Source organism: Pseudomonas thivervalensis (genome assembly GCF_001269655.1).
GTDB classification, from domain to species: domain Bacteria; phylum Pseudomonadota; class Gammaproteobacteria; order Pseudomonadales; family Pseudomonadaceae; genus Aquipseudomonas; species Aquipseudomonas thivervalensis.
The window spans coordinates 705418-725917 of the sequence record NZ_LHVE01000020.1 but is presented as its reverse complement, the minus strand read 5'-3'; the positions used below and the strand labels follow the sequence as shown (position 1 = coordinate 725917).

Genomic DNA, 20500 nt, shown 5'->3' with positions numbered 1-20500 from the left:
ATAAGTCGGACGGGCGTCATTATTTTGTCTGGTTGAGCACCTGCAGGATCGCTGCGCTTTGCGCATCCGGCGTGCCATCGAAGCGGGTCGGCCGGTAGTGCATTTGGAAGGCGGCCAGCACATGGTGAGTGGCCACGTCCCATTCGCCGCTCTGGGGCGTCGGGTAGCCCAGGCGGGCCAGTTCGGCCTGGAACCAGCTGGCAGGCGGCACCTGCGCTGCGAAGAGAGCCTGCTGGCGCGCGACTGCCTGCTCGTCCGGCCATACCCCCAAGCCCGCCTGCGCCAGGCGCTTCCAAGGGAACAGCGGCCCGGGGTCGAGCTTGCGCAGGGGCGCGATGTCGCTGTGGCCGATGATACTGCGCGGATTGAGCCCGTTGCGCTGGACGATGTCCTTGAGCAAGACGGTCAAGGCCTGGACCTGGGCTTCGCTGTAGGGATACCAGAGGCGCCCGGTGGGCGTGTCGACGAAACCCGGATTGACGATTTCAATGCCGATGGAGCTGGAATTGAGCCAGGTCCGGCCTTCCCACTCACTCTCACCGGCGTGCCAGGCGCGTCGGCTCTCATCCACCAGTTTATAGATGGTCGCGTCTTTATCGTCGCCGATCAGGTAATGGGCACTCACCTCGCCATGGGTCAGCAGGGCCAGGGACCGCTCCAGGGAAGCCGAGGTGTAATGCACCACCACGAATTGGATGCGGTTGTCATGATTGACGGAAGGGTGGCTTGTGTCGAGCCGGGGGCCGCTGGTGCAGCCGGCCAGGATAAATAAAGCAGCGATGAGCGAAAAGAATTTCATGGCGGAAGGCATTACGCGCTGGAAGTAATGCAACAGTGTAACGTATCGCCCCGCGATGATCCGGTGCGCGGGACGATAATAAACAAATTGGAACAATTAGCCCTCAGCCCAGCTCCACACGGTTGCGTCCGGCATTTTTCGCCCGGTAGAGCGCCTGATCGGCTCTTTTAAGCACCGAATCGCTGTGTTCGCCCGGTTTGAAGGCCGTCATGCCCACCGACACCGTCACGGTCACCGGCTCGCCCTTGAAATGGAATGGGCAGGCTTCGATGGCCAGGCGCAACGCCTCGGCCAGTTTCGCACCGGCCGCCAGGGGCGTATCCGGCACCAGCAGGACAAACTCTTCGCCACCAAAACGCGCAATGAAATCGCTGCCACGCAGGCGCTTGCGCAGGACCGAGGCGATCAGTTTCAACACCCGGTCACCGGCCAAGTGGCCGTAGTTGTCATTGATGCGCTTGAAATGGTCGAGATCGAGCATCGCCAGCAGCAAGCTGTTGCCGTGCTGCTGCCACTGGACGACTTCATGCTCCAGGCGCTCGGACCAGGCGGCGCGGTTGGGCAGCCCGGTGAGCGGATCGATCAGCGCTTTTTGCCGCTGCTCTTCGAGATTCTCCCGTACTACCTGGGCGTCCTGCTCCATCAGCGCGACGCGATCGGCCAGGCTTTTCAAGCGCGTCGAGACTTCCTGCTCGCGTTGATCACGTTGCTGGCGGTGCTGGTCCATCGTGCCGAGCAAGCCTTCGAGGTGATTCTCCAGCACCTGCTTGAGGCCTTCCAAGTCGTCGGCCTGTTGAACGCTGCTTTGCAGGCCGTCCACCTGTTCGCGAATCTGGGTGTCCATTTCCCGGGAGGCTGACAGGTTGTCGGCGTGGTCTTCGCTGGCGGCTTGCAGGCTGCTCTGGAATGACTCCAGCCGATCGTTGAGGCGTTGCAGGTATGCTTCGAATTCATGCTGGCCGGTGTCGGTAATGGCCAGCATCAGCACCGCAAGATCATCGAGGATCGGCAGCAGTTCGTACCAGTTCAAGCCATTTCGCAGCCGCTCACGCATGGCTTCGGCTTGTGGCCGATGGCGCTCGGGCAAGGTCAGGTCACCCAACAGGCCCAACAAGGTGTCTTCGATGTGCTTGGCGACGGAGCTGTAGGACGGCTCCGGCGAGTCGGGCAGGGCATATTGGGCGTCAGCGGCATCGGCGGCCGTCAGGGGCGCGTCGGGCTCGGCTTCTGCTGGAGGCGGCGAAGGGTGGTCGAGGAAGGCCTGTGGCGCCTCCTCGGGCATCAGTTCGTCGGGATTCTCCGGGGTGGGTGTCACTACCGGGGGTTCGTCAGCGACCGGCGACTGCAATGGCGCCGCCTCAGGGACTTCGTCCGGTTCGCTGATCGGCTGGACCACTTCGGCTGTTGGAGCGGGCGCTGGAGCGGCCTCGATCTGCGGCGCAGCCAGATCGACCGGTTCAGATTTCATCTCCAACGAGGGCGCTTGCTCCGCAACCGATGGCTGCGGTACTGGTGCTGGCGCGATAGACGCTGTATCAGTTACCGGCTCAACGGCTATCGGCAGGGTCGTTTCTGACGAAGGCGCCACGCCGGCCTGGGCAGGCTCGTGGGGCTGCAGTGTCGCGTCCTCATGGCCATGACCACCAAACAACCGTTGCAGCAGGCCGGGTCGATTCGGTTCGACAGGGGCGTCCAGGACGCTCAGGGCCTTGCCTTGCAAGCCGCTCAATTCGCTGAGCAGCAACGGAATCTCCCGGGCCTGGCTGGCCCGATCCTCCAGTTGCTTGGCAAACTTCTTCAACGACCGGCTGACTTCCTTCGGCAGCGGCAGCCTCTGCAACTGGGTAACCAGGGCCGTCAACGCGGCGCTCGTCTGCTCGACCCGGGTTTCGCGGCGTTGCTCGGAATCGAGTACGGCTTTCTCCAGGCGCGGTAGCAGGGCGGCGAGGCCGGCGTCCATGTCATCGGTGCGCACCACCTCGCGCATCTCTTTCATGCATTGGTCGACGGCCCGGTCAGTGCCCTCGGCGGCCAGGGTGCTGCGCACCAGGCCACGACGCAGCAGGTCGAGCCGAGCATCCCAGCGGCGCTCGAGTTTTTCCTGTTGTTCGATACTCTTGAGGTACTTCTCTCTCCAGCGTTCGGCGTCGTCGCTCATTCATCGGATCCGCGAGGGGCAGTATTCAGCGCGGGAAATGCATCGGCCGTGAGCGAACCCGGCAAACGAATTTCTACCGCGACCGGCAGGTGATCGGAAATGGGTTGGGCCAACACCTCGACGCGTTCGAGGGTCAGGGTCGGGCTCAACAGGATATGGTCCAGGCAGCGCTGGGGGCGCCAACTGGGGAACGTCGCTTCCACTTGTGGCGCGAGCAGACCGAGGTCGCGCAGGGGCGAGGTCTGCAGCAAGTCGGTGGCGTGGGTGTTCATGTCACCCATCAGTACCTGATGCTTGTAGCCGCCGATCAGCTCGCGAATGTACGCCAGTTGCATCGTCCGGGTACGCGCCCCGAGCGCCAGGTGCATCATGACCACGATCAGCGCCTCCGGACCTTCACCGAAACGCGCCAGGATCGCCCCGCGCCCCTTGGGGCCCGGCAACGGATGATCTTCGATCGCCCACGGGCGTAGGCGACTCAGCACACCATTACTGTGCTGGCCGAGGCGGCCGAGGTTGCGATTGAGCTGCTGGTACCAGTAGGGGAAGGCGCCCAATTGGGCCAGGTATTCCACCTGATTGACGTAGCCTGACCGCAAGCTTCCGCCGTCGGCCTCTTGCAGGGCCACCAGGTCGAAGTCCTTGAGCAGGTCGCCGATTTTCTGCAGGTTGCCGGCACGCCCGGTGTGCGGCAGCAAATGTTGCCAGCCGCGGGTCAGGTAATGCCGGTAGCGTTCGGTGCTGATGCCCACCTGGATATTGAAGCTGAGCAGCCGCAAGCGGCTGTCGCCAGGCAGGCCCGTGGACGTGACATGATGCTCGTTGACCCGTGGTTCATGCAGGCCAACGATGCGTTCGGTACTCCAGCGGGCCATGGGCGTGGACCGCGCTTAGTTGGCGGCAGCCTTGGTGGCCGCTCGCTCTTTGGCGATCAGTTGGTCGGCCAGTTGCAGTGCTTGTTCGGCACCGCCGGCAGAGCCGATGTCAAAGCGGTATTTGCCGTTGACGATCATGGTCGGTACGCCGGTGATTTCGTATTTCTTCGCCAGTTCGCGGGCCTTCTTGATCTGGCCCTGGATGGCAAAGGAGTCGAAGGTGGCGATGAACTTGTCTTTATCGACGCCTTGGGTCGCGAGGAAATCCGCCATGTCGTCTTTCTTGACCAGCTTCTTGCCTTCCTTCTGGATCGCATTGAATACCGCCGCGTGAACCTTGTGCTCGACGCCCATGGCTTCGAGGGTCAGGAACATCTGGCCGTGGGCGTCCCATGGGCCACCGAACATCGCGGGGATGCGGACGAAGTTGACGTCCGACGGCAACTTCTCGACCCATGGGTTGATGACCGGTTCGAAAGCGTAGCAATGCGGGCAGCCGTACCAGAACAGTTCCACGACTTCGATCTTGCCTGGCGCTGCCACCGGAACGGGGTTGGTCAATTCGACATAGGGGGCAGCGGGCTTTTCAGCCGCTTGGGCAGTCATGCCGAACAGGCTGGCGGCGACGAGCGCGGCGCTGATGATCAGATTACGCATGCTTTACTCCTGGACAATGAGGGGGCCTCGCGAGGCCTGTTTCTAAGACAGAGCGTCGCGGGTTCAAGTTCTCTAGTGTAACGGCAGCGGCCACAAAAAAGGGCGGCCAAAGCCACCCTTTTGATGCTCGCATCGACAGATTAATCGAGCGTTAACGTTGCAAGAGGTGTATCCCCTCGCAACGGCCTTAGTGCAGGCCCTGGATGTAGCTGGAGACGGCCGCGATATCTTCGTCGCTCAGCTTGCGGGCAATGGTGCGCATGGTCATCGCGTCACCGTCGTTGGCACGACCGCCTTCTTCCTTGCGGAAATCGGTCAGTTGCTTGGTGATGTACTGGGCATGCTGGCCGCCCAAGTGCGGGAAACCGGCAGCGGCGTTGCCCTTGCCGTCAGGGGAGTGGCAGCCGGTGCAGGCTGGCAGGCCTTTTTCCAGGTTGCCGCCGCGGAACAGCGCTTCACCGCGAGCCACGAGTTTTGGATCGGCGGCGCCGACGCTGCCCTTCTGGCTGGCGAAATAGGCCGCGATGTCTTCCAGGTCCTGATCGCTCAGGTTGGTCAGCAGGCCGGTCATTTCCAGCACGACACGCTTGCCGTCCTTGATGTCCTTCAACTGCTTGGTCAAGTAGCGCTCGCCCTGGCCCGCCAGTTTCGGAAAGTTGGGCGCCATGCTATTGCCATCCGGGCCGTGGCAGGCCCCGCATACGGCCGCTTTCGCCTGACCGGCAGCGGCGTTGCCAGCGGCGTGGGCTACGCCGGATATCCCCAAGGTCAACAGCAGACTCACGATCAGTTTGTTCATCAGCTAATCCAACTACGGCTAAGGGTTAAAGAGTTATGGACCGGGTTCACTCGCTCATCCACTGGATGATGGCGCGGTAATCCTCGGCACTGCAGTCCATGCACAAACCACGCGGCGGCATCGCCTTGAAACCCTGGGTCACGTGTTGCACCAGCGTCTCCATACCTTTCGCCAACCTCGGCGTCCAAGCTTCCTGATCGCCCTTGCGGGGCGCCATGGGGAGTTGGCCGGAATGACAGGCACCACAAACACGGTTGTACACAGCTTCCGGATCCTGTGTAGCCTGAGCGCTGTAAAGCGGCATCAAGACACCGGCAGCTAGCAGCCATTTCGTCATAAAACGACCTTTTCAGGGTTGGGAACGAGCTGCGTTCTAATGCGCAATTTCGGTCGGTCGCTCCCGTGAGCTTCATCCTACGCTGGGACAAAGCGCACACAAAATCTGCGGCATTATATACTGGCGTCACTGAAACGGAAACGACACAGCTTGCCGCGTCCATTCCCGACGCCGCCCACATCGGAAATCCCATGCAACTGAAGAACCCCATCCTTGGCCTGTGCCAACAGTCCACCTTCATGCTCAGCGCCGCCAAAGTCGATCAATGCCCAGACGACGAAGGCTTCGAAGTGGCTTTTGCCGGGCGCTCCAACGCCGGTAAATCCAGCGCGCTGAACACCCTGACCCATGCGAGCCTGGCACGCACCTCGAAAACGCCGGGGCGCACGCAGCTCTTGAACTTCTTCAAGCTAGACGATGAACGGCGTTTGGTCGACCTGCCCGGCTACGGCTACGCCAAGGTACCGATCCCGCTCAAGCAACACTGGCAGCGTCACTTGGAAGCCTACCTGGGCAGCCGCGAGAGTCTGAAAGGCCTGATCCTGATGATGGACATTCGCCATCCGATGACCGACTTCGACCTGTTGATGCTCGATTGGGCGGTCGCCAGCGGCATGCCGATGCACATCCTGCTGACCAAGGCCGACAAGCTCACCTACGGCGCGGCAAAAAACACCTTGCTCAAAGTGCAGTCGGAGATTCGCAAGGGCTGGGGCGACACGATCACCATCCAGCTATTTTCGGCGCCCAAGCGCATGGGCCTGGAAGAGGCCTATACGGTGCTGGCCGACTGGATGGAATTGGCGGACAAGGGCAGCGAAGAGGCCGAGTAAGCCAAATCGCAGGCAAAAAAAACCCCGGACTTCTTATGGGGAGGGGGAAGTTCGGGGTCCAAGTTCCGGACCGCTAGGGCGGGGTCCAGATATCTGCCAACACTTAACACAACATAGGAGCATTGAAGGGCTTCACCAGCCATTCAGAATCTCTGAGTGGCGATTCACGGGTTTAGTTCAGATTATTTTTGGAAATAACCTTAGGAATTTTCCGAGCTAACGAAGCCGCGCCTTGGTTTGCGGCGACTGCATACGGCATGGGTGTCTGGGCTGACGCTATCGCGAGCAAGCTCGCTCCCACAGTGGGTTGGCGTTGAACTCGATATCCGGCTCGACGCAAAGCCCGTGTGGGAGCGAGCTTGCTCGCGATGGCAATCTCCATCCCTCTGCGGATAGATCAGCCGCCACCAATCCCCTGTGGCGAGGGAGCTTGCTCCCGCTGGCCTGCACAGCAGGCCCCCTGCATTTTTTCAGGCAAACCGCATCGCCCGGTTTACGGCTGCTGCGCAGCCGAGCGGGAGCAAGCTCCCTCGCCACAAAAGCTCGGAGGCCTCAGGATGAAAAGATCAGTGCGCCTCGTCCCAGTTATTGCCCACGCCCACTTCCACCAGCAGCGGCACGTCCAGTGTGGCGGCGGCGCTCATGTGCTGGCGGATCTCTTCGCGCACTTGGTCGACCAGGTCTTCACGCACTTCCAGCACCAGTTCGTCGTGGACCTGCAGGATGACTTTTGCATCCAGCCCTGACGCGGTCAGCCAGCGGTCCACGGCAACCATGGCTTTCTTGATGATGTCAGCCGCCGTGCCTTGCATCGGCGCGTTGATGGCGGTGCGCTCGGCGCCTTTGCGCAGGGCCGGGTTTTTCGCGTTGATGTCCGGCAGGTACAGTCGGCGACCGAAAATGGTTTCGACGAACCCTTGCTCGGCGGCCTGGGCGCGGGTGCGCTCCATGTAGGCCAGCACTCCCGGGTAGCGGGCAAAGTAGCGGTCGATATAAGCCTGGGATTGCTTGCGATCGACGCCGATCTGCTTGGCCAGGCCGAACGCACTCATGCCGTAGATCAAGCCGAAGTTGATCGCCTTGGCGCTGCGGCGCTGGTCGTGGGTGACGGCTTCCAGATCGACGCCGAATACCTCGGCCGCCGTGGCCCGGTGCACATCCAGGTCATTGCGAAACGCGTGGAGCAGCCCTTCGTCCTTGGCCAGGTGCGCCATGATCCGCAGTTCGATCTGCGAATAGTCCGCCGCCAGCAGCTTGTAGCCTTTGGGCGCGACGAACGCCTGGCGGATGCGTCGGCCTTCAGCCGTGCGAATCGGAATGTTCTGCAGGTTCGGGTCGATGGACGACAAGCGCCCGGTCGCGGCGACAGCCTGCTGGTAATTGGTGTGGACGCGACCGGTGCGGCTGTTGATCTGTTCCGGCAGGCGATCGGTGTAGGTGCTCTTGAGCTTGCTCAGCGAGCGGTACTGCATCAGCACCTTCGGCAGCGGATAATCCTGCTCCGCCAACTCGGCGAGCACCGCTTCGGCGGTGGAGGCCTGGCCCTTGGCGGTTTTGCTGAGCACCGGCAAGCCGAGTTTTTCGTACAGGATCACGCCCAATTGCTTCGGCGAACCCAGGTTGAACTCCTCACCGGCGATGGCAAACGCCTCACGCTCCAGGGCGACCAGTTTCTCGCCCAACTCGACGCTCTGTACCCCAAGCAGATTGGCATCGACCAGCGCGCCCTGGCGCTCGATACGTGCCAGGACCGGCATCAGCGGCATTTCGATGTCGTTGAGCACCGGACCCAGGCTTGGCGTAGCGGCCAGTTTTTCCTGCAAGGCCTGGTGCAGGCGGAAGGTCACGTCGGCGTCTTCGGCGGCATAAGGGCCGGCCAGTTCCAGGGAAATCTGGTCGAAGGTCAGTTGCTTGACCCCTTTGCCCGCGATGTCCTGGAAATCGGTCTTGCTTTGGCCCAGGTACTTGAGCGCCAGGCTGTCCATGTCGTGACGGGTCGCGGTGGAGTCCAGCACGTAGGACTCCAACATGGTGTCGAAAGCGATGCCCTGGACCAGGATGCCGTTGTTCTGATCGCCACCGATGGCGCAGTTGGCCAGAATGTTGGTTTCGAACTTGGCGTGCTGGCCGACCTTGAGCTTGTCCGGGTTTTCCAGCAGCGGCTTGAGCGCCTTGAGCACCGTGTCGCGGTCCAGTTGCTCCGGCACGCCCATGTAGGAGTGGGTCAACGGGATGTAGGCCGCCTCGAAAGGGGCCACGGCGAACGACAGGCCGACGAGTTGCGAATGCTGGGCATCGCCGCCGTTGGTTTCGGTGACAAAGGCAAACAGCGGCGCTTTGTCGAGTTTCGCCAGCCACGCTTCGAAGCGCGCCTGATCGAGGATGACTTCGTACTTGGCCTCGGCAGCGCCGGGCTGTTCTTCGGCAACTTCGACGATGTCCTGGCCGGCACGCTTGGCGTCCCGCTGGTTTTCTTCGAACCAGCTCTTGAACTCCAGCAAGGTGTACAGCTCGGCGAGTTTCTCGTGGTCGGGCATGCCCATTTGCAGGTCGTCGAGGCCGACATCCAACGGTACGTCGGTCTTGATGGTCGCCAGCTCGTAGGACAGGAATGCCATTTCCTTGTGCTCTTCGAGTTTGGCGGCCAAGGTCTTGGCGCCACGAATCGGCAAGGTGGCGACGATGTCCAGTTGCGCGTACAGCTCGGTCAGACCGCCATTGACGCCCACCAGCAAGCCGGAAGCGGTCTTCGGCCCGATGCCCGGGACGCCCGGGATGTTGTCGGACGAATCGCCCATCAACGCCAGGTAATCGATGATCTGCTCGGGAGCGACGCCAAACTTCTCCTTCACGCCAGCCACGTCCAGGGCGCTACCGGTCATGGTATTGACCAAGGTAATGTGCCCATCGACCAACTGCGCCATGTCCTTGTCGCCGGTGGAGATCACCACCGGGCGATCGGCCGCCGCGCTGCTGCGGGCCAGGGTGCCGATCACGTCATCGGCTTCGACGTTGTCCACGCACAGCAGCGGGAAGCCCAGGGCCTTGACGCTGGCATGCAGCGGTTCGATCTGCACGCGCATGTCGTCGGGCATGCTCGGGCGGTTGGCCTTGTATTCGGCGTACAGCGCATCGCGAAACGTCCCACCCTTGGCGTCGAACACCACGGCGAACGGACTGTCCGGATACTGCTTGCGCAGGCTCTTGAGCATGTTCAGCACGCCCTTGACCGCACCGGTCGGCAGGCCTTTGGACGTGGTCAGCGGTGGCAGCGCGTGAAAGGCGCGGTACAGATAAGAAGAACCGTCCACCAGGACGAGGGGGGCTTGGCTCATGAGCAGGATCAACCTTTTCGGCGGGTCCGGGGCTAGAATAGCGGGACCGTTGACGACAAAGGGACAAGGTTATCATGCGTACACTAAATCGCCTGTTACTGGCTGGCTTGTTTGCATTCACCCCGTTGGCCGTCATGGCGGCGGATGACGCGCCCTCGGCGGACCCGGACGTTACCATCCGCACCGAAGGCGATAAAACCATTCAGGAGTATCGGCAAAACGGCTTTTTGTACGCGATCAAGGTCACGCCCAAGAACGGCAAGCCGTATTTCCTGGTACGCGCCGATGGCACTGATGCAAACTTCATCCGCTCGGACCAGCCGGATATGCTGATCCCTTCGTGGAAAATCTTTGAGTGGTAGTCCCGCTCGCGACTTCAACCGGCGCCCGCTGAGGGGCGCCCGTACTGGCAGTTTTAACCATGTCTGTGTTCACGCCCCTGGCTCGGCCCGAGCTGGAAACTTTTCTCGCCCCTTACGGGCTCGGCCGCCTGCTTGATTTCCAGGGGATCGCCGCTGGCAGCGAAAACACCAATTTCTTTATCAGCCTGGAGCAGGGCGAGTTCGTCCTGACCCTGGTCGAGCGCGGCCCGGTCCAGGAAATGCCGTTCTTCATCGAGCTGCTGGACGTGCTGCACGACGCCGACCTGCCGGTGCCTTACGCCTTGCGCACCACCGATGGCGTCGCACTGCGGGAACTGGCGGGCAAGCCGGCGCTGCTGCAACCGCGCCTGGCCGGCAAGCACATCAAGCAGGCCAACGCCCAGCACTGCGCCCAAGTCGGCGAGTTGCTGGCGCATCTGCACCTGGCGACCCGCGACAACATGATCAAGCGCAAGACCGATCGCGGCCTGGACTGGATGCAGGAGGAGGGCGGCAAACTGCTGTCGCACCTCGACGCCGAACCGCGTCAGTTGCTGGAGGCGGCGCTGGAAGAAATTTCCTTGAAGAAGGTCGGCATCCTGGCGCTGCCTCGGGCCAACATTCATGCCGATCTGTTTCGCGACAACGCGATGTTCGAAGGCACGCACCTGACCGGGCTGATCGACTTCTACAACGCCTGCTCCGGGCCGATGCTGTATGACGTCGCCATCGCCTTGAATGACTGGTGCTCGGATGACGACGGCGTGCTCGATGGCGCCCGGGCGCGGGCGTTGCTGGGCGCCTATGCGGCGCTGCGGCCGTTCACGGCTGCCGAGGCCGAGCTCTGGCCGACCCTGCTGCGCGTGGCGTGCGTGCGATTCTGGCTGTCGCGGTTGATCGCCGCTGAGTCGTTTGCCGGGCAGGATGTGTTGATTCACGATCCGATGGAGTTCCAGCAGCGCTTGGCGCAGCGGCAGGCGGTTCACACGGTGTTGCCTTTCGCCCTCTGACCCCTCGGTGGATCTGAATGCCTTTGTGGCGAGGGAGCTTGCTCCCGCTCGGTTGCGTAGCGACCGCAAGATTTTGGGGCCGCTGCGCAGCCCAGCGGGAGCAAGCTCCCTCGCCACAGGTTCTGTGTTGGCAGGCTATAGCGACTCCAGGCACCCCGCCAAATCATTCCCCAACTTCTCCAACAACAGCTCATACCCCTGCGCCGTCGCCGGGGTATAGCCGCCCAGTGCATCCAGCTCAGCCAGCTTCACCGGCAACCCGGCCACCAGGGTTTCGGCCAGGCGCGGGCGCAGGGGCGGTTCGCTAAAGACGCAGGTCTTGCCCACCGCCTGCAAGCGCGTGCGCATCGCCGCCACATGTTGGGCACCGGGCTGGACTTCGGCGGCCACGGCGAATACCCCGGCGTGCTTGAGGCCGTAGTTGTCTTCGAAATAGTCGAACGCTTCGTGGAACACGAAATACGGCTTGCCCGCGACCCCGGCCAGGCGCGTCTTGAGGCGCGAGTCCAAGGCATCGAGGCGCTCGTTGAAGCCCTTGAGGTTGCTCTGATAGCGAGCCGCGTTGGCCGGATCCGCCGCGCTCAGGTCAGCCGCCATTTTCGCAGCGATCACCCGCGCATTGAGCGGCGATAGCCACAGGTGAGCATCCACAGTGCCAGGGCGATGGTCGTGATCGTGCTCATCGCCGTCATGGTCATCATCCTCGTGGGACGCGCTGTCCTGGGCGAAGTGACGCAACTTAAGGCCCGGCAGCTCCTGCACTGCGACCGACGGCAGGGTACGACCGTTCAACACGCGCGGTAGGAAACCTTCCATGTCCGGCCCGATCCAGTACAGCAGGTCCACCGATTGCACCTTGCGCACATCCGATGGCCGCAACGCATAGTGATGCGGCGAAGCGCCTGGCGGCAGCAGCACTTCCGGAACGGCCACGCCATCCTGCACGGCGGCGGCAATCAACTGCAGCGGTTTGATGCTGGTGAGCACCTTGACGTCGGCCTGGGCCGAACCAATCAGTAGGAAACTTGCGACAAAAGCGACAAAGAGCGAAAAAAATCGGGACACGATGACCACTCGTAGAGGCGAGAACGGGTAACATAATAACGTCTCTCACTAAACTCGTCGCTGCCCATGCCTATTACACCCCTTGCCAGTCGTCCCCACGATCACTCCCACTGCGTGCACAGCGCGCTGTCCGAGGCCGACGCCATCTGCGCGCGCCAAGGGTTGCGCCTGACCGCCCTGCGTCGGCGCGTGCTGGAATTGGTCTGGCAAAGCCACAAGCCGCTGGGCGCCTACGACATCCTCGCCGTGCTCAGCGAGCAGGACGGCCGCCGTGCCGCGCCGCCAACCGTCTATCGGGCGCTGGATTTCCTCTTGGAAAACGGCCTGGTGCATCGCATTTCGTCGCTGAACGCCTTCGTCGGCTGCAACCATCCGGAGCACGCCCACCAAGGCCAGTTCCTGATCTGCCGCGAATGCCACGCGGCCATCGAGCTGGAACAGAAGTCCATCAGCGATGCCATCGTCGCCAGCGCCAAGGACGTCGGCTTCGTCGTCGACACTCAGACCGTCGAAGTGGTCGGCCTCTGCTCCGGCTGCCAGGGGGCCTGATGAGCAACGCGCTGATCCGCCTCGAGCAGGTGGCCGTGACGTTCGCCGGGCAGAACGTGCTGGACAACATTCACTTGAGCGTCGAGCCGGGGCAGATCGTGACCTTGATCGGCCCCAACGGTGCCGGCAAGACCACCCTGGTGCGCGCCGTGCTGGGTTTGCTCAAGCCCGACAGCGGCAGCGTCTGGCGCAAACCCAAGTTGCGTATCGGCTACATGCCGCAAAAACTCCACGTCGACCCGACGCTGCCACTGTCGGTGCTGCGCTTCCTGCGCCTGGTGCCTGGCGTGGATCGCGCACGGGCCTTGGCCGCGCTCAACGAAGTCGGCGCCGAACAGGTGATCGACAGCCCGGTGCAAAGTGTTTCCGGCGGTGAGATGCAACGGGTATTGCTCGCTCGCGCCCTGCTGCGTGAGCCGGAGCTGCTGGTGCTCGACGAACCGGTGCAAGGCGTCGATGTGGCGGGCCAGGCCGAGCTGTACAGCCTGATCACGCGTCTGCGCGACCGCCACGGTTGCGGTGTGCTGATGGTGTCCCACGATTTGCACCTGGTGATGAGCACCACCGACCAAGTGGTGTGCCTCAACCGCCATGTCTGCTGCTCCGGGCATCCCGAGCAAGTCAGCGGCGATCCGGCCTTCGTCGAGCTGTTCGGAAAGAACGCACAGAGCCTGGCGATTTATCACCACCACCATGACCACGCCCATGATCTGCACGGCTCGGTGGTCAGCGCCCCTTCTGCTTCCAAACATGTTCATGGAGACGGCTGCAAGCATGGCTGATTTTCTGTTGTACGCCCTGCTCGCAGGCCTTGCCCTTGCCCTGGTAGCCGGTCCGCTGGGTTCGTTCGTGGTCTGGCGGCGCATGGCCTATTTCGGCGACACCTTGTCCCACGCGGCGTTGCTCGGCGTGGCCCTGGGGTTTCTGCTGGATGTCAGCCCGGCCATCGCGGTGACCGTTGGCTGCCTGTTGCTGGCGGTGGTGCTGGTCACCCTGCAGCAGCGCCAGCCGCTGGCGTCCGACACGCTGCTGGGCATCCTGGCGCCGAGCACCTTGTCCCTCGGGCTGGTGGTGCTGAGCTTCATGCGTGATGTGCGGATCGACCTGATGGCCTATCTGTTCGGCGATCTGCTGGCGATCAGTCCGACGGATCTTGACTGGATCCTCGGCGGCAGCGCGGCGGTGTTGCTGTTGCTGGTGGCGCTGTGGCGGCCATTGCTGGCGGTCACCGTCCATGAAGAGCTGGCACGGGTCGAGGGTTTGCCCGTGGTCAGCCTGCGCTTGGCGCTGATGCTGTTGATCGCGGTGGTCATCGCCGTGGCGATGAAGATTGTCGGCGTGTTGCTGATTACTTCGTTGCTGATCATTCCAGCGGCTGCGGCACAGCGTCACGCCCGCTCGCCCGAGCAGATGGCCTTGGGCGCAAGCCTGCTGGGCATGCTCGCGGTGTGTGGCGGCCTGGCGCTTTCCTGGTTCAAGGACACCCCGGCCGGCCCATCGATCGTGGTCAGCGCCGCGGCGTTGTTTCTGCTGAGTTTTGTTCTGCCCCGTCGAGGGGTGTAGACTTGCTCGCTTTTTGCGCAAATAGAGAGTCGCAGGAATGAAGCCGTTCGCCTCCCGTTATCTGCTCCTTGTCGCATTTTCCCTGCTGCTGGGCGCGTGCCAGAGTACACCGCCGGTCACCCAGGCCCCCGATACACGGGGCCCGGCCATCGCGCAGCTCGAGCAAAGCCTGGCCAGCAATGAGCTAGCCACCGCAGAAGACCAATTGGCCGCCTTGCAAGCCCAGTCGCCTGAAGACCGCTCGCTGGAACCCTACCAGCGGCAACTGGCCGAGGCGTACTTGCGTCGCAGCCAGATCGACTTGCAAAAAGGCGATGTCAACGCCGCCGCCACCGCCCTGAGCCGTGCCCGAGCGTTGATGCCCAAGGCCCCCGCCCTCACCGGCGAGGTCAACAGCGCCATCGCCGAAGCCCGCAAGGCCGAGCTGGAAAAAGCCGAGGCCGACCTCAAGGCTGCCGAAGCCAAACCGGTCGCCAAAGTGATCGATCCGAGCGCTCCCAGCACCACGATTGCGCTTAACCTCGCCGATATCCAGCAAATGCGTCGGCAATTGGACGCCATCGCTGCCGATGTGGTGAATTATCAGTGCGACGTCAGCATCCAGGCGCCGCGTACTGATGACTATCCATGGTTGGCGACGTTCCTGAGCAAGCGGGTCAAAAAACTGGACCCGGGATTTGACCTGAAGCTGCAGAAGCAGATTTTGCGCAGTGTGCCGGCGCAGGTGGTGTTGACACCGCGTAAGCCCTAAGAAGCTTCGCGAGCAGGCTCGCTCCCACAATGGTTTTGTGTCGATCACAAAATCTCATGTGGGAGCGAGCCTGCTCGCGAAGGCGTCCCTACTAGCAACAAGCTTCTTTCAGGCAGCCATCAAGCCGGAACCGCCTTCGCCTTGGGCTCCCGCGCCCAAACCCGATGCTGAGCAATCGCCGCGAAAAACCGCGAAAAACCGCTCGCATCCGCATCTTCGATCAACCCCGCATCCACCTCCAGCTTCAGCTCGACCAACAACTGCCGGGCCTCACCATGAAGCCCAATGGCTTTCAGATGCTTGTAGGCCTCCAGCACGTAATGCAACGCCACGCCATCGCGACTCAAGGCCCTGATCGACTCCGCGCCGCCCGGTACGAACACCGCGTCAAAGGCAATGGACGGCAAGCCTTCCATGGACGCATCCACCGCCAGCTTTTGTCCATCGACCGTGGTGACCGGCGCCGAAGTCGGCCCCAGCACTTTAGCGTGGGCGCCCTCAGCCTCCAGAGCCTGCTTGAGCGCATCGATGATCGCCCCATCGACACCGTTGGCCACCAACACCGCCACTTTGCGCGTCTTGATGTCCCCGGACAGCAGGTTCGCCTGGCTCAAGGCCGGGGATTGTTCCAGCGATGGCGTTGGTACATCGACGGTACCGGCGGTAGGCTCCGGCAAACCCAGGTTCTTGGCGACCCGCCCGGCCAATTCCAGGTCAATGTTGGCGAGGATCTCATTCACCTGTCGCGCCCGGATGAACTCCCGTTCCACCTTGCCCAGCTCGAAGCTGTAGGCGGCGATGATGTGCTCCTGCTCATGCGGGCTCATGCTCTTGTAGAACAGCCGCGCCTGGGAGAAATGATCAGAGAACGAATCACTGCGCTGGCGAATCTTGTAGGCGTCGATGCGCTCTGGATAACTTTCGAAACCACCGTCCTGCGGACCAGGCGGGGTTTCCTTCGGCCAACCGCTGTCGATGGAGTTCGGCTCGTAGGACGCCCGCCCCTTGTCGATGGTGGTGCGGTGCATCGCATCGCGCTGGCCGTTGTGCACCGGCGTGATCGCCCGGTTGATCGGCAGCTCATGAAAATTCGGCCCACCGAGTCGGCTGATCTGTGTATCGGTGTAGGAAAACAGCCGGCCTTGCAGCAGCGGATCGTTGGAAAAGTCGATGCCCGGCACGATGTGCCCAGGGCAGAAGGCAATCTGTTCGACTTCAGCGAAGAAGTTATCCGGGTTGCGGTTCAGCACCATCTTGCCCAGGGGCGTGATAGGCACCAGCTCTTCAGGGATGATCTTGGTCGGGTCGAGCAAGTCGAAGTCGAACGTGTGCTCGTCTTCCTCGGCAACGATTTGCACACCGAACTCCCATTCCGGGTAGTCGCCCATCTCGATCGACTCCCAGAGGTCGCGACGGTGGTAGTCGGTGTCCTTGCCCGCGAGTTTCTGGGCTTCGTCCCACACCAGGGAACAGGTCCCGGCCTTGGGCCGCCAGTGGAACTTGACGAAGCTGCTCTGGCCTTCGGCGTTGATCATACGGAAGGTATGCACGCCAAAGCCCTGCATGGTGCGTAGGCTTTTTGGGATGGCCCGGTCAGACATCGCCCAGATCACCATGTGAGCCGATTCCGGCACCAGCGAAACAAAATCCCAGAACGTATCGTGGGCCGAACCGCCGGTAGGAATTTCGTTATGAGGCTCGGGTTTTACCGCGTGGACAAAGTCCGGAAACTTCACCGCGTCCTGAATGAAAAACACCGGCATGTTGTTGCCCACCAGGTCGAAGTTGCCTTCGTCGGTGAAGAACTTCACCGCAAAGCCACGCACGTCCCGCACGGTGTCACCCGAGCCGCGTGGACCTTGCACGGTGGAAAAGCGCACGAACACTGGCGTCTTTTTACTCGGGTCTTGTAGGAAACCGGCCTTGGTCAGGGCCGCATGTGATTCATAGGCCTGAAAGTAGCCGTGGGCGCCGGTGCCGCGGGCATGGACGATGCGCTCCGGGATCCGCTCATGGTCAAAGTGCGTGATTTTTTCACGCATGATGAAGTCTTCCAGCAGCGAGGGCCCGCGGGGGCCGGCGCGCAATGTGTTCTGGTTGTCGGCGATCTTCACGCCCTGGTTGGTGCGCAGGGCCTGTTCAGTGGCGTCGGAGCGAAACTGTTCCAGGCTGTCGAGCTTGGCGTTGGTGTTGCCGCGATCCAGGGTGTCGGTCCCGGCCAGTTGGCTCTTGTCGACCGTGGGCTTGTTGGTACTCATCAGGCATGACTCCTCTTTGCGTTCCCTGTGGCGAGGGAGCTTGCTCCCGCTTGAGCGCAAAGCGCTCACAAAGGGCTGCTACGCATCCCAGCGGGAGCAAGCTCCCTCGCCACGGTCATTTCATTCAATGAACAACGTCTACGCCGTAGACTGGACTGTGGAGTTCGACGCAGTTTCGAGTGGCTTAATGAGTGACCCATGCCGTTTGGCTGTGTTCCTTTTTTATGGCCTTTGATCGCGTTATTGCCAAATGACTGGTCCGATCGCAAATAAATGCTAAGAACCTCTATACGGACAGGCTAAAATGCGCGCCCGGCTAACCGCTGATCCTTTTCCAACGCGCCCCACAAGGTTCGCTACGTGATCGAGTTTCAAGACGTCCATAAAACCTACCGAGTCGCCGGTAGGGATATCCCCGCCCTGCATCCGACCAGTCTGACGATTGAGAACGGTCAGGTCTTCGGCCTGATTGGCCATTCCGGTGCAGGAAAAAGTACCCTGCTGCGCCTGATCAATCGCCTGGAAGATTCCACGGGCGGCAAGATCATCGTCGACGGCGAAGAAGTCACCGCCCTGGACGCCAGCGGCCTGCGCCGCTTCCGCCAGCAAGTCGGGATGATCTTCCAGCACTTCAACCTGCTGGCCTCCAAGACCGTGGCCGACAACGTCGCGCTGCCACTGACATTGGCCGGTGAATTGTCCCGCAGCGAAATCGACCGCCGCGTCGCCGAGCTGCTGGCGCGGGTAGGGCTGTCCGACCACGCTCGCAAATACCCGGCGCAACTGTCCGGCGGCCAGAAGCAGCGCGTCGGCATTGCCCGCGCCCTGGCGACCAAACCCAAGATCCTGCTGTGCGACGAGGCCACCAGCGCCCTCGACCCGCAGACCACCGCCTCGGTCCTGCAACTGCTGGCGGAGATCAACCGCGAGCTGAAGCTGACCATCGTGCTGATCACCCATGAAATGGACGTGATCCGCCGGGTTTGCGATCAAGTGGCCGTGATGGACGCCGGCGTGATCGTCGAGCAAGGTCCGGTGGCCGAGGTGTTCCTGCACCCCAAGCACCCGACCACCAAGCGTTTCGTCCAGGAAGACGAGCAGATCGACGAAAGCGAACAGCGCGACGATTTCGCCCACGTCCCAGGGCGCATCGTGCGTCTGACGTTCCAGGGCGACGCGACCTACGCGCCATTGCTCGGCACCGTCGCCCGGGAAACCGGCGTGGACTACAGCATCCTGGCCGGTCGCATCGACCGCATCAAAGACACCCCCTACGGGCAACTGACCCTCGCCATCACCGGCGGTGACATGGAGGCGGCGTTTGCCCGCTTCACCGCGGCCGATGTCCACATGGAGGTGCTGCGCTAATGGAACTGTTGAGTTCGTTCTTCTCCAACATCGACTGGCTGGAAATCTGGCTGGCCACCGGCGATACCTTCCTGATGCTGTTCGGCTCGCTGTTGTTCACCGTGCTGCTCGGCTTGCCCCTGGGGGTTTTGCTGTTCCTCTGCAGCCCGCGTCAACTGCTCGAAGCCCGGGGCGTTTATGCGCTGCTGTCGCTGATCGTCAACATCCTGCGTTCGCTGCCGTTCATCATCCTGTTGATCGTGATGATTCCGTTCACGGTGTTGATCACCGGCACCTCCCTGGGCGTGGCTGGCGCGATCCCACCGCTGGTGGTCGGCGCCACACCGTTCTTCGCCCGCCTGGTGGAAACCGCCCTGCGCGAAGTCGACCGCGGCATCATCGAAGCCACCCAAGCCATGGGCGCGACCACGCGGCAGATCATCGTCAACGCCTTGCTGCCAGAAGCCCGCCCAGGCATTTTTGCAGCGATTACGGTGACAGCGATTACGCTGGTGTCCTACACGGCCATGGCCGGTGTGGTCGGCGCCGGTGGTTTGGGCGACCTGGCGATCCGCTTCGGTTACCAGCGTTTCCAGACCGATGTGATGGTGGTTACGGTGGTATTGCTGCTGGTGCTGGTCCAGGTCCTACAGACCGTGGGCGACAAGTTGGTTGTGCATTTTTCTAGAAAATAAGGCCTCGCGGCCAATAAACATGAGCCGGCCATTCGCTGGCAGGCGCCAAGAGCAGGCGCCCCACAAGGAGTTAGCTGAATGAAAAAACTACTGGTTGCCTTCGCTGCCGCCGCAGCGTTTTCCGCCCACGCCGAGACACTGACTGTCGCTGCCACCCCGGTGCCGCACGCGGAAATCCTCGAATTCGTCAAACCGGCCCTGGCCAAAGAAGGCGTGGACCTCAAGGTCAAGGTCTTCACCGACTACATCCAGCCGAACGTACAAGTCGCCGAAAAGCGCCTGGACGCCAACTTCTTCCAGCACCAGCCGTACCTGGATGAGTTCAACAAGGCCAAGGGCACGCACCTGGTGAGTGTGGCCGGTGTGCACCTGGAACCACTGGGCGCGTATTCCAGTAAGTACAAGACACTCGCCGAATTGCCAGGTGGTGGCAACGTGGTGATCCCGAACGACGCCACCAACGGCGGCCGTGCGCTGTTGCTGCTGGCTAAGGCTGGGGTGATCGAGTTGAAGGATTCGAACAACATCCTGTCGACTACCAAGGACATCACCGGAAATCCGAAGGATCTGAAATTCCGTGAGTTGGAAGCGGCGACCATTCCGCGGGTGCTGACTCAGGTGGATTTGGCGCTGATCAATACCAACTATGCGTTGGAAGCCAAGCTTGATCCTTCCAAGGATGCGCTGGTGATTGAAGGTAACGACTCGCCTTATGTGAACATCTTGGTGGCCCGTCCGGACGACAAGGACAGCGAGGCGATGAAGAAACTGGTTGCGGCGCTGCATACGCCGGAAGTGAAGGCTTTTATTCTTGAGAAGTACAAAGGCGCGGTTTTGCCGGCGTTTTGAGCTGATTAGGTGATGAAAGAACGGGGCTGCGTGGGAATGCAGGCCCGTTTTTTTTATGCTCGGAAATGTACCCGTCGCGCAAAGATCTGCAAGATCACGGGCATTCATCAAATTTGATTGACCTAGTGATTGTCCCGCAACAATACTTATCCCAACGCATGAGGGGTGACTCTCGTGCCTACCTTCCGAGGCCCGCTTGAGAGAAATCTCTGCGGGCTTTCGTGTTTCTGGAACATTAATAGAGCGAACCCGACACAC

General features: G+C 61.8%; 19 protein-coding genes. 10 read left to right on the top strand and 9 right to left on the bottom strand.

What is annotated here, in order from left to right:
• Positions 1–19: 19 nt before the first annotated feature.
• From AD659_RS28195 to AD659_RS28170, 6 genes are all read right to left on the bottom strand, one after another.
• Positions 20–799 carry an N-acetylmuramoyl-L-alanine amidase gene (locus tag AD659_RS28195; RefSeq protein ID WP_053126905.1) on the bottom strand — a complete coding sequence of 260 codons (780 nt, stop codon included), beginning with the start codon at positions 797–799 and terminating at the stop codon, positions 20–22.
• A gap of 103 nt (positions 800–902) precedes the next feature.
• A complete protein-coding gene (locus AD659_RS28190; RefSeq protein WP_053126903.1) occupies positions 903–2957 on the bottom strand; it encodes a GGDEF domain-containing protein in 2055 nt (684 codons plus the stop codon).
• Positions 2954–3832 carry an endonuclease/exonuclease/phosphatase family protein gene (locus tag AD659_RS28185; protein WP_053126901.1) on the bottom strand — a complete coding sequence of 293 codons (879 nt, stop codon included), beginning with the start codon at positions 3830–3832 and terminating at the stop codon, positions 2954–2956. The genes AD659_RS28190 and AD659_RS28185 overlap by 4 nt, the downstream gene beginning before the upstream one ends.
• A gap of 15 nt (positions 3833–3847) precedes the next feature.
• Positions 3848–4489 (bottom strand): thiol:disulfide interchange protein DsbA/DsbL, encoded by a 642-nt coding sequence (locus AD659_RS28180; RefSeq protein ID WP_053126900.1) that lies wholly within the window; start codon positions 4487–4489, stop codon positions 3848–3850.
• A gap of 187 nt (positions 4490–4676) precedes the next feature.
• Positions 4677–5288 (bottom strand): c-type cytochrome, encoded by a 612-nt coding sequence (locus AD659_RS28175; protein WP_053126898.1) that lies wholly within the window; start codon positions 5286–5288, stop codon positions 4677–4679.
• Positions 5289–5334: 46 nt separating this feature from the next.
• Positions 5335–5625: a c-type cytochrome gene (locus tag AD659_RS28170; protein ID WP_003196231.1), complete on the bottom strand. Its 291-nt coding sequence runs from the start codon at positions 5623–5625 to the stop codon at positions 5335–5337.
• A gap of 191 nt (positions 5626–5816) precedes the next feature.
• On the opposite strand from AD659_RS28170, the gene yihA reads away from it, so the two are divergent.
• On the top strand, positions 5817–6458 hold the full coding sequence (gene yihA, locus AD659_RS28165) for a ribosome biogenesis GTP-binding protein YihA/YsxC (RefSeq protein WP_053126896.1): 642 nt from the start codon (positions 5817–5819) through the stop codon (positions 6456–6458).
• A 566-nt stretch (positions 6459–7024) separates the two neighbouring features.
• Here the strand turns inward: yihA and polA are convergent.
• Positions 7025–9793 carry a DNA polymerase I gene (polA, locus tag AD659_RS28160; RefSeq protein ID WP_053126894.1) on the bottom strand — a complete coding sequence of 923 codons (2769 nt, stop codon included), beginning with the start codon at positions 9791–9793 and terminating at the stop codon, positions 7025–7027.
• Positions 9794–9867: 74 nt separating this feature from the next.
• Here polA and AD659_RS28155 point away from each other — a divergent pair, with 74 nt between their 5' ends.
• Positions 9868–10155 (top strand): DUF2782 domain-containing protein, encoded by a 288-nt coding sequence (locus AD659_RS28155; protein ID WP_053126892.1) that lies wholly within the window; start codon positions 9868–9870, stop codon positions 10153–10155.
• A gap of 59 nt (positions 10156–10214) precedes the next feature.
• Entirely contained in the window at positions 10215–11165 is a 951-nt protein-coding gene (locus tag AD659_RS28150; RefSeq protein ID WP_053126890.1) for a homoserine kinase, read from the top strand.
• A gap of 135 nt (positions 11166–11300) precedes the next feature.
• Here the strand turns inward: AD659_RS28150 and AD659_RS28145 are convergent, their stop codons facing one another.
• Complete coding sequence (locus AD659_RS28145) at positions 11301–12230, bottom strand: zinc ABC transporter substrate-binding protein ZnuA (RefSeq protein ID WP_053126888.1); 930 nt, start codon at positions 12228–12230, stop codon at positions 11301–11303.
• Positions 12231–12296: 66 nt separating this feature from the next.
• Between AD659_RS28145 and zur the strand changes: the two genes are divergently transcribed.
• The 4 genes from zur to AD659_RS28125 are packed head-to-tail and all read left to right on the top strand — an operon-like array spanning position 12297 to position 15093.
• The gene (zur, locus tag AD659_RS28140; protein WP_053126886.1) at positions 12297–12779 is read left to right on the top strand and encodes a zinc uptake transcriptional repressor Zur; all 483 of its coding nucleotides are present in this window, start codon (positions 12297–12299) and stop codon (positions 12777–12779) included.
• Positions 12779–13561 (top strand): zinc ABC transporter ATP-binding protein ZnuC, encoded by a 783-nt coding sequence (gene znuC, locus AD659_RS28135; RefSeq protein WP_053126884.1) that lies wholly within the window; start codon positions 12779–12781, stop codon positions 13559–13561. Before zur ends, znuC begins: the two co-directional genes overlap by 1 nt.
• Entirely contained in the window at positions 13554–14342 is a 789-nt protein-coding gene (gene znuB / locus AD659_RS28130) for a zinc ABC transporter permease subunit ZnuB (RefSeq protein ID WP_053126882.1), read from the top strand. The genes znuC and znuB overlap by 8 nt, the downstream gene beginning before the upstream one ends.
• 37 nt (positions 14343–14379) lie before the next feature.
• Positions 14380–15093, top strand: coding sequence for a PA5502 family lipoprotein (locus AD659_RS28125; RefSeq protein WP_053126880.1), 714 nt, complete (start codon positions 14380–14382; stop codon positions 15091–15093).
• Between the two features lie 119 nt (positions 15094–15212).
• Here AD659_RS28125 and katE read toward each other — a convergent pair whose 3' ends face one another.
• Complete coding sequence (katE, locus tag AD659_RS28120) at positions 15213–17351, bottom strand: catalase HPII (protein ID WP_053126878.1); 2139 nt, start codon at positions 17349–17351, stop codon at positions 15213–15215.
• A gap of 360 nt (positions 17352–17711) precedes the next feature.
• Here katE and AD659_RS28115 point away from each other — a divergent pair, with 360 nt between their 5' ends.
• The 3 genes from AD659_RS28115 to AD659_RS28105 all read left to right on the top strand — a co-directional run bounded on the left by AD659_RS28115 (position 17712) and on the right by AD659_RS28105 (position 20242).
• Positions 17712–18719 carry a methionine ABC transporter ATP-binding protein gene (locus tag AD659_RS28115; protein ID WP_053126876.1) on the top strand — a complete coding sequence of 336 codons (1008 nt, stop codon included), beginning with the start codon at positions 17712–17714 and terminating at the stop codon, positions 18717–18719.
• Positions 18719–19393 (top strand): methionine ABC transporter permease, encoded by a 675-nt coding sequence (locus AD659_RS28110; protein WP_003196204.1) that lies wholly within the window; start codon positions 18719–18721, stop codon positions 19391–19393. Before AD659_RS28115 ends, AD659_RS28110 begins: the two co-directional genes overlap by 1 nt.
• 78 nt (positions 19394–19471) lie before the next feature.
• Positions 19472–20242 (top strand): MetQ/NlpA family ABC transporter substrate-binding protein, encoded by a 771-nt coding sequence (locus AD659_RS28105; protein WP_053126874.1) that lies wholly within the window; start codon positions 19472–19474, stop codon positions 20240–20242.
• Positions 20243–20500: the final 258 nt, after the last annotated feature.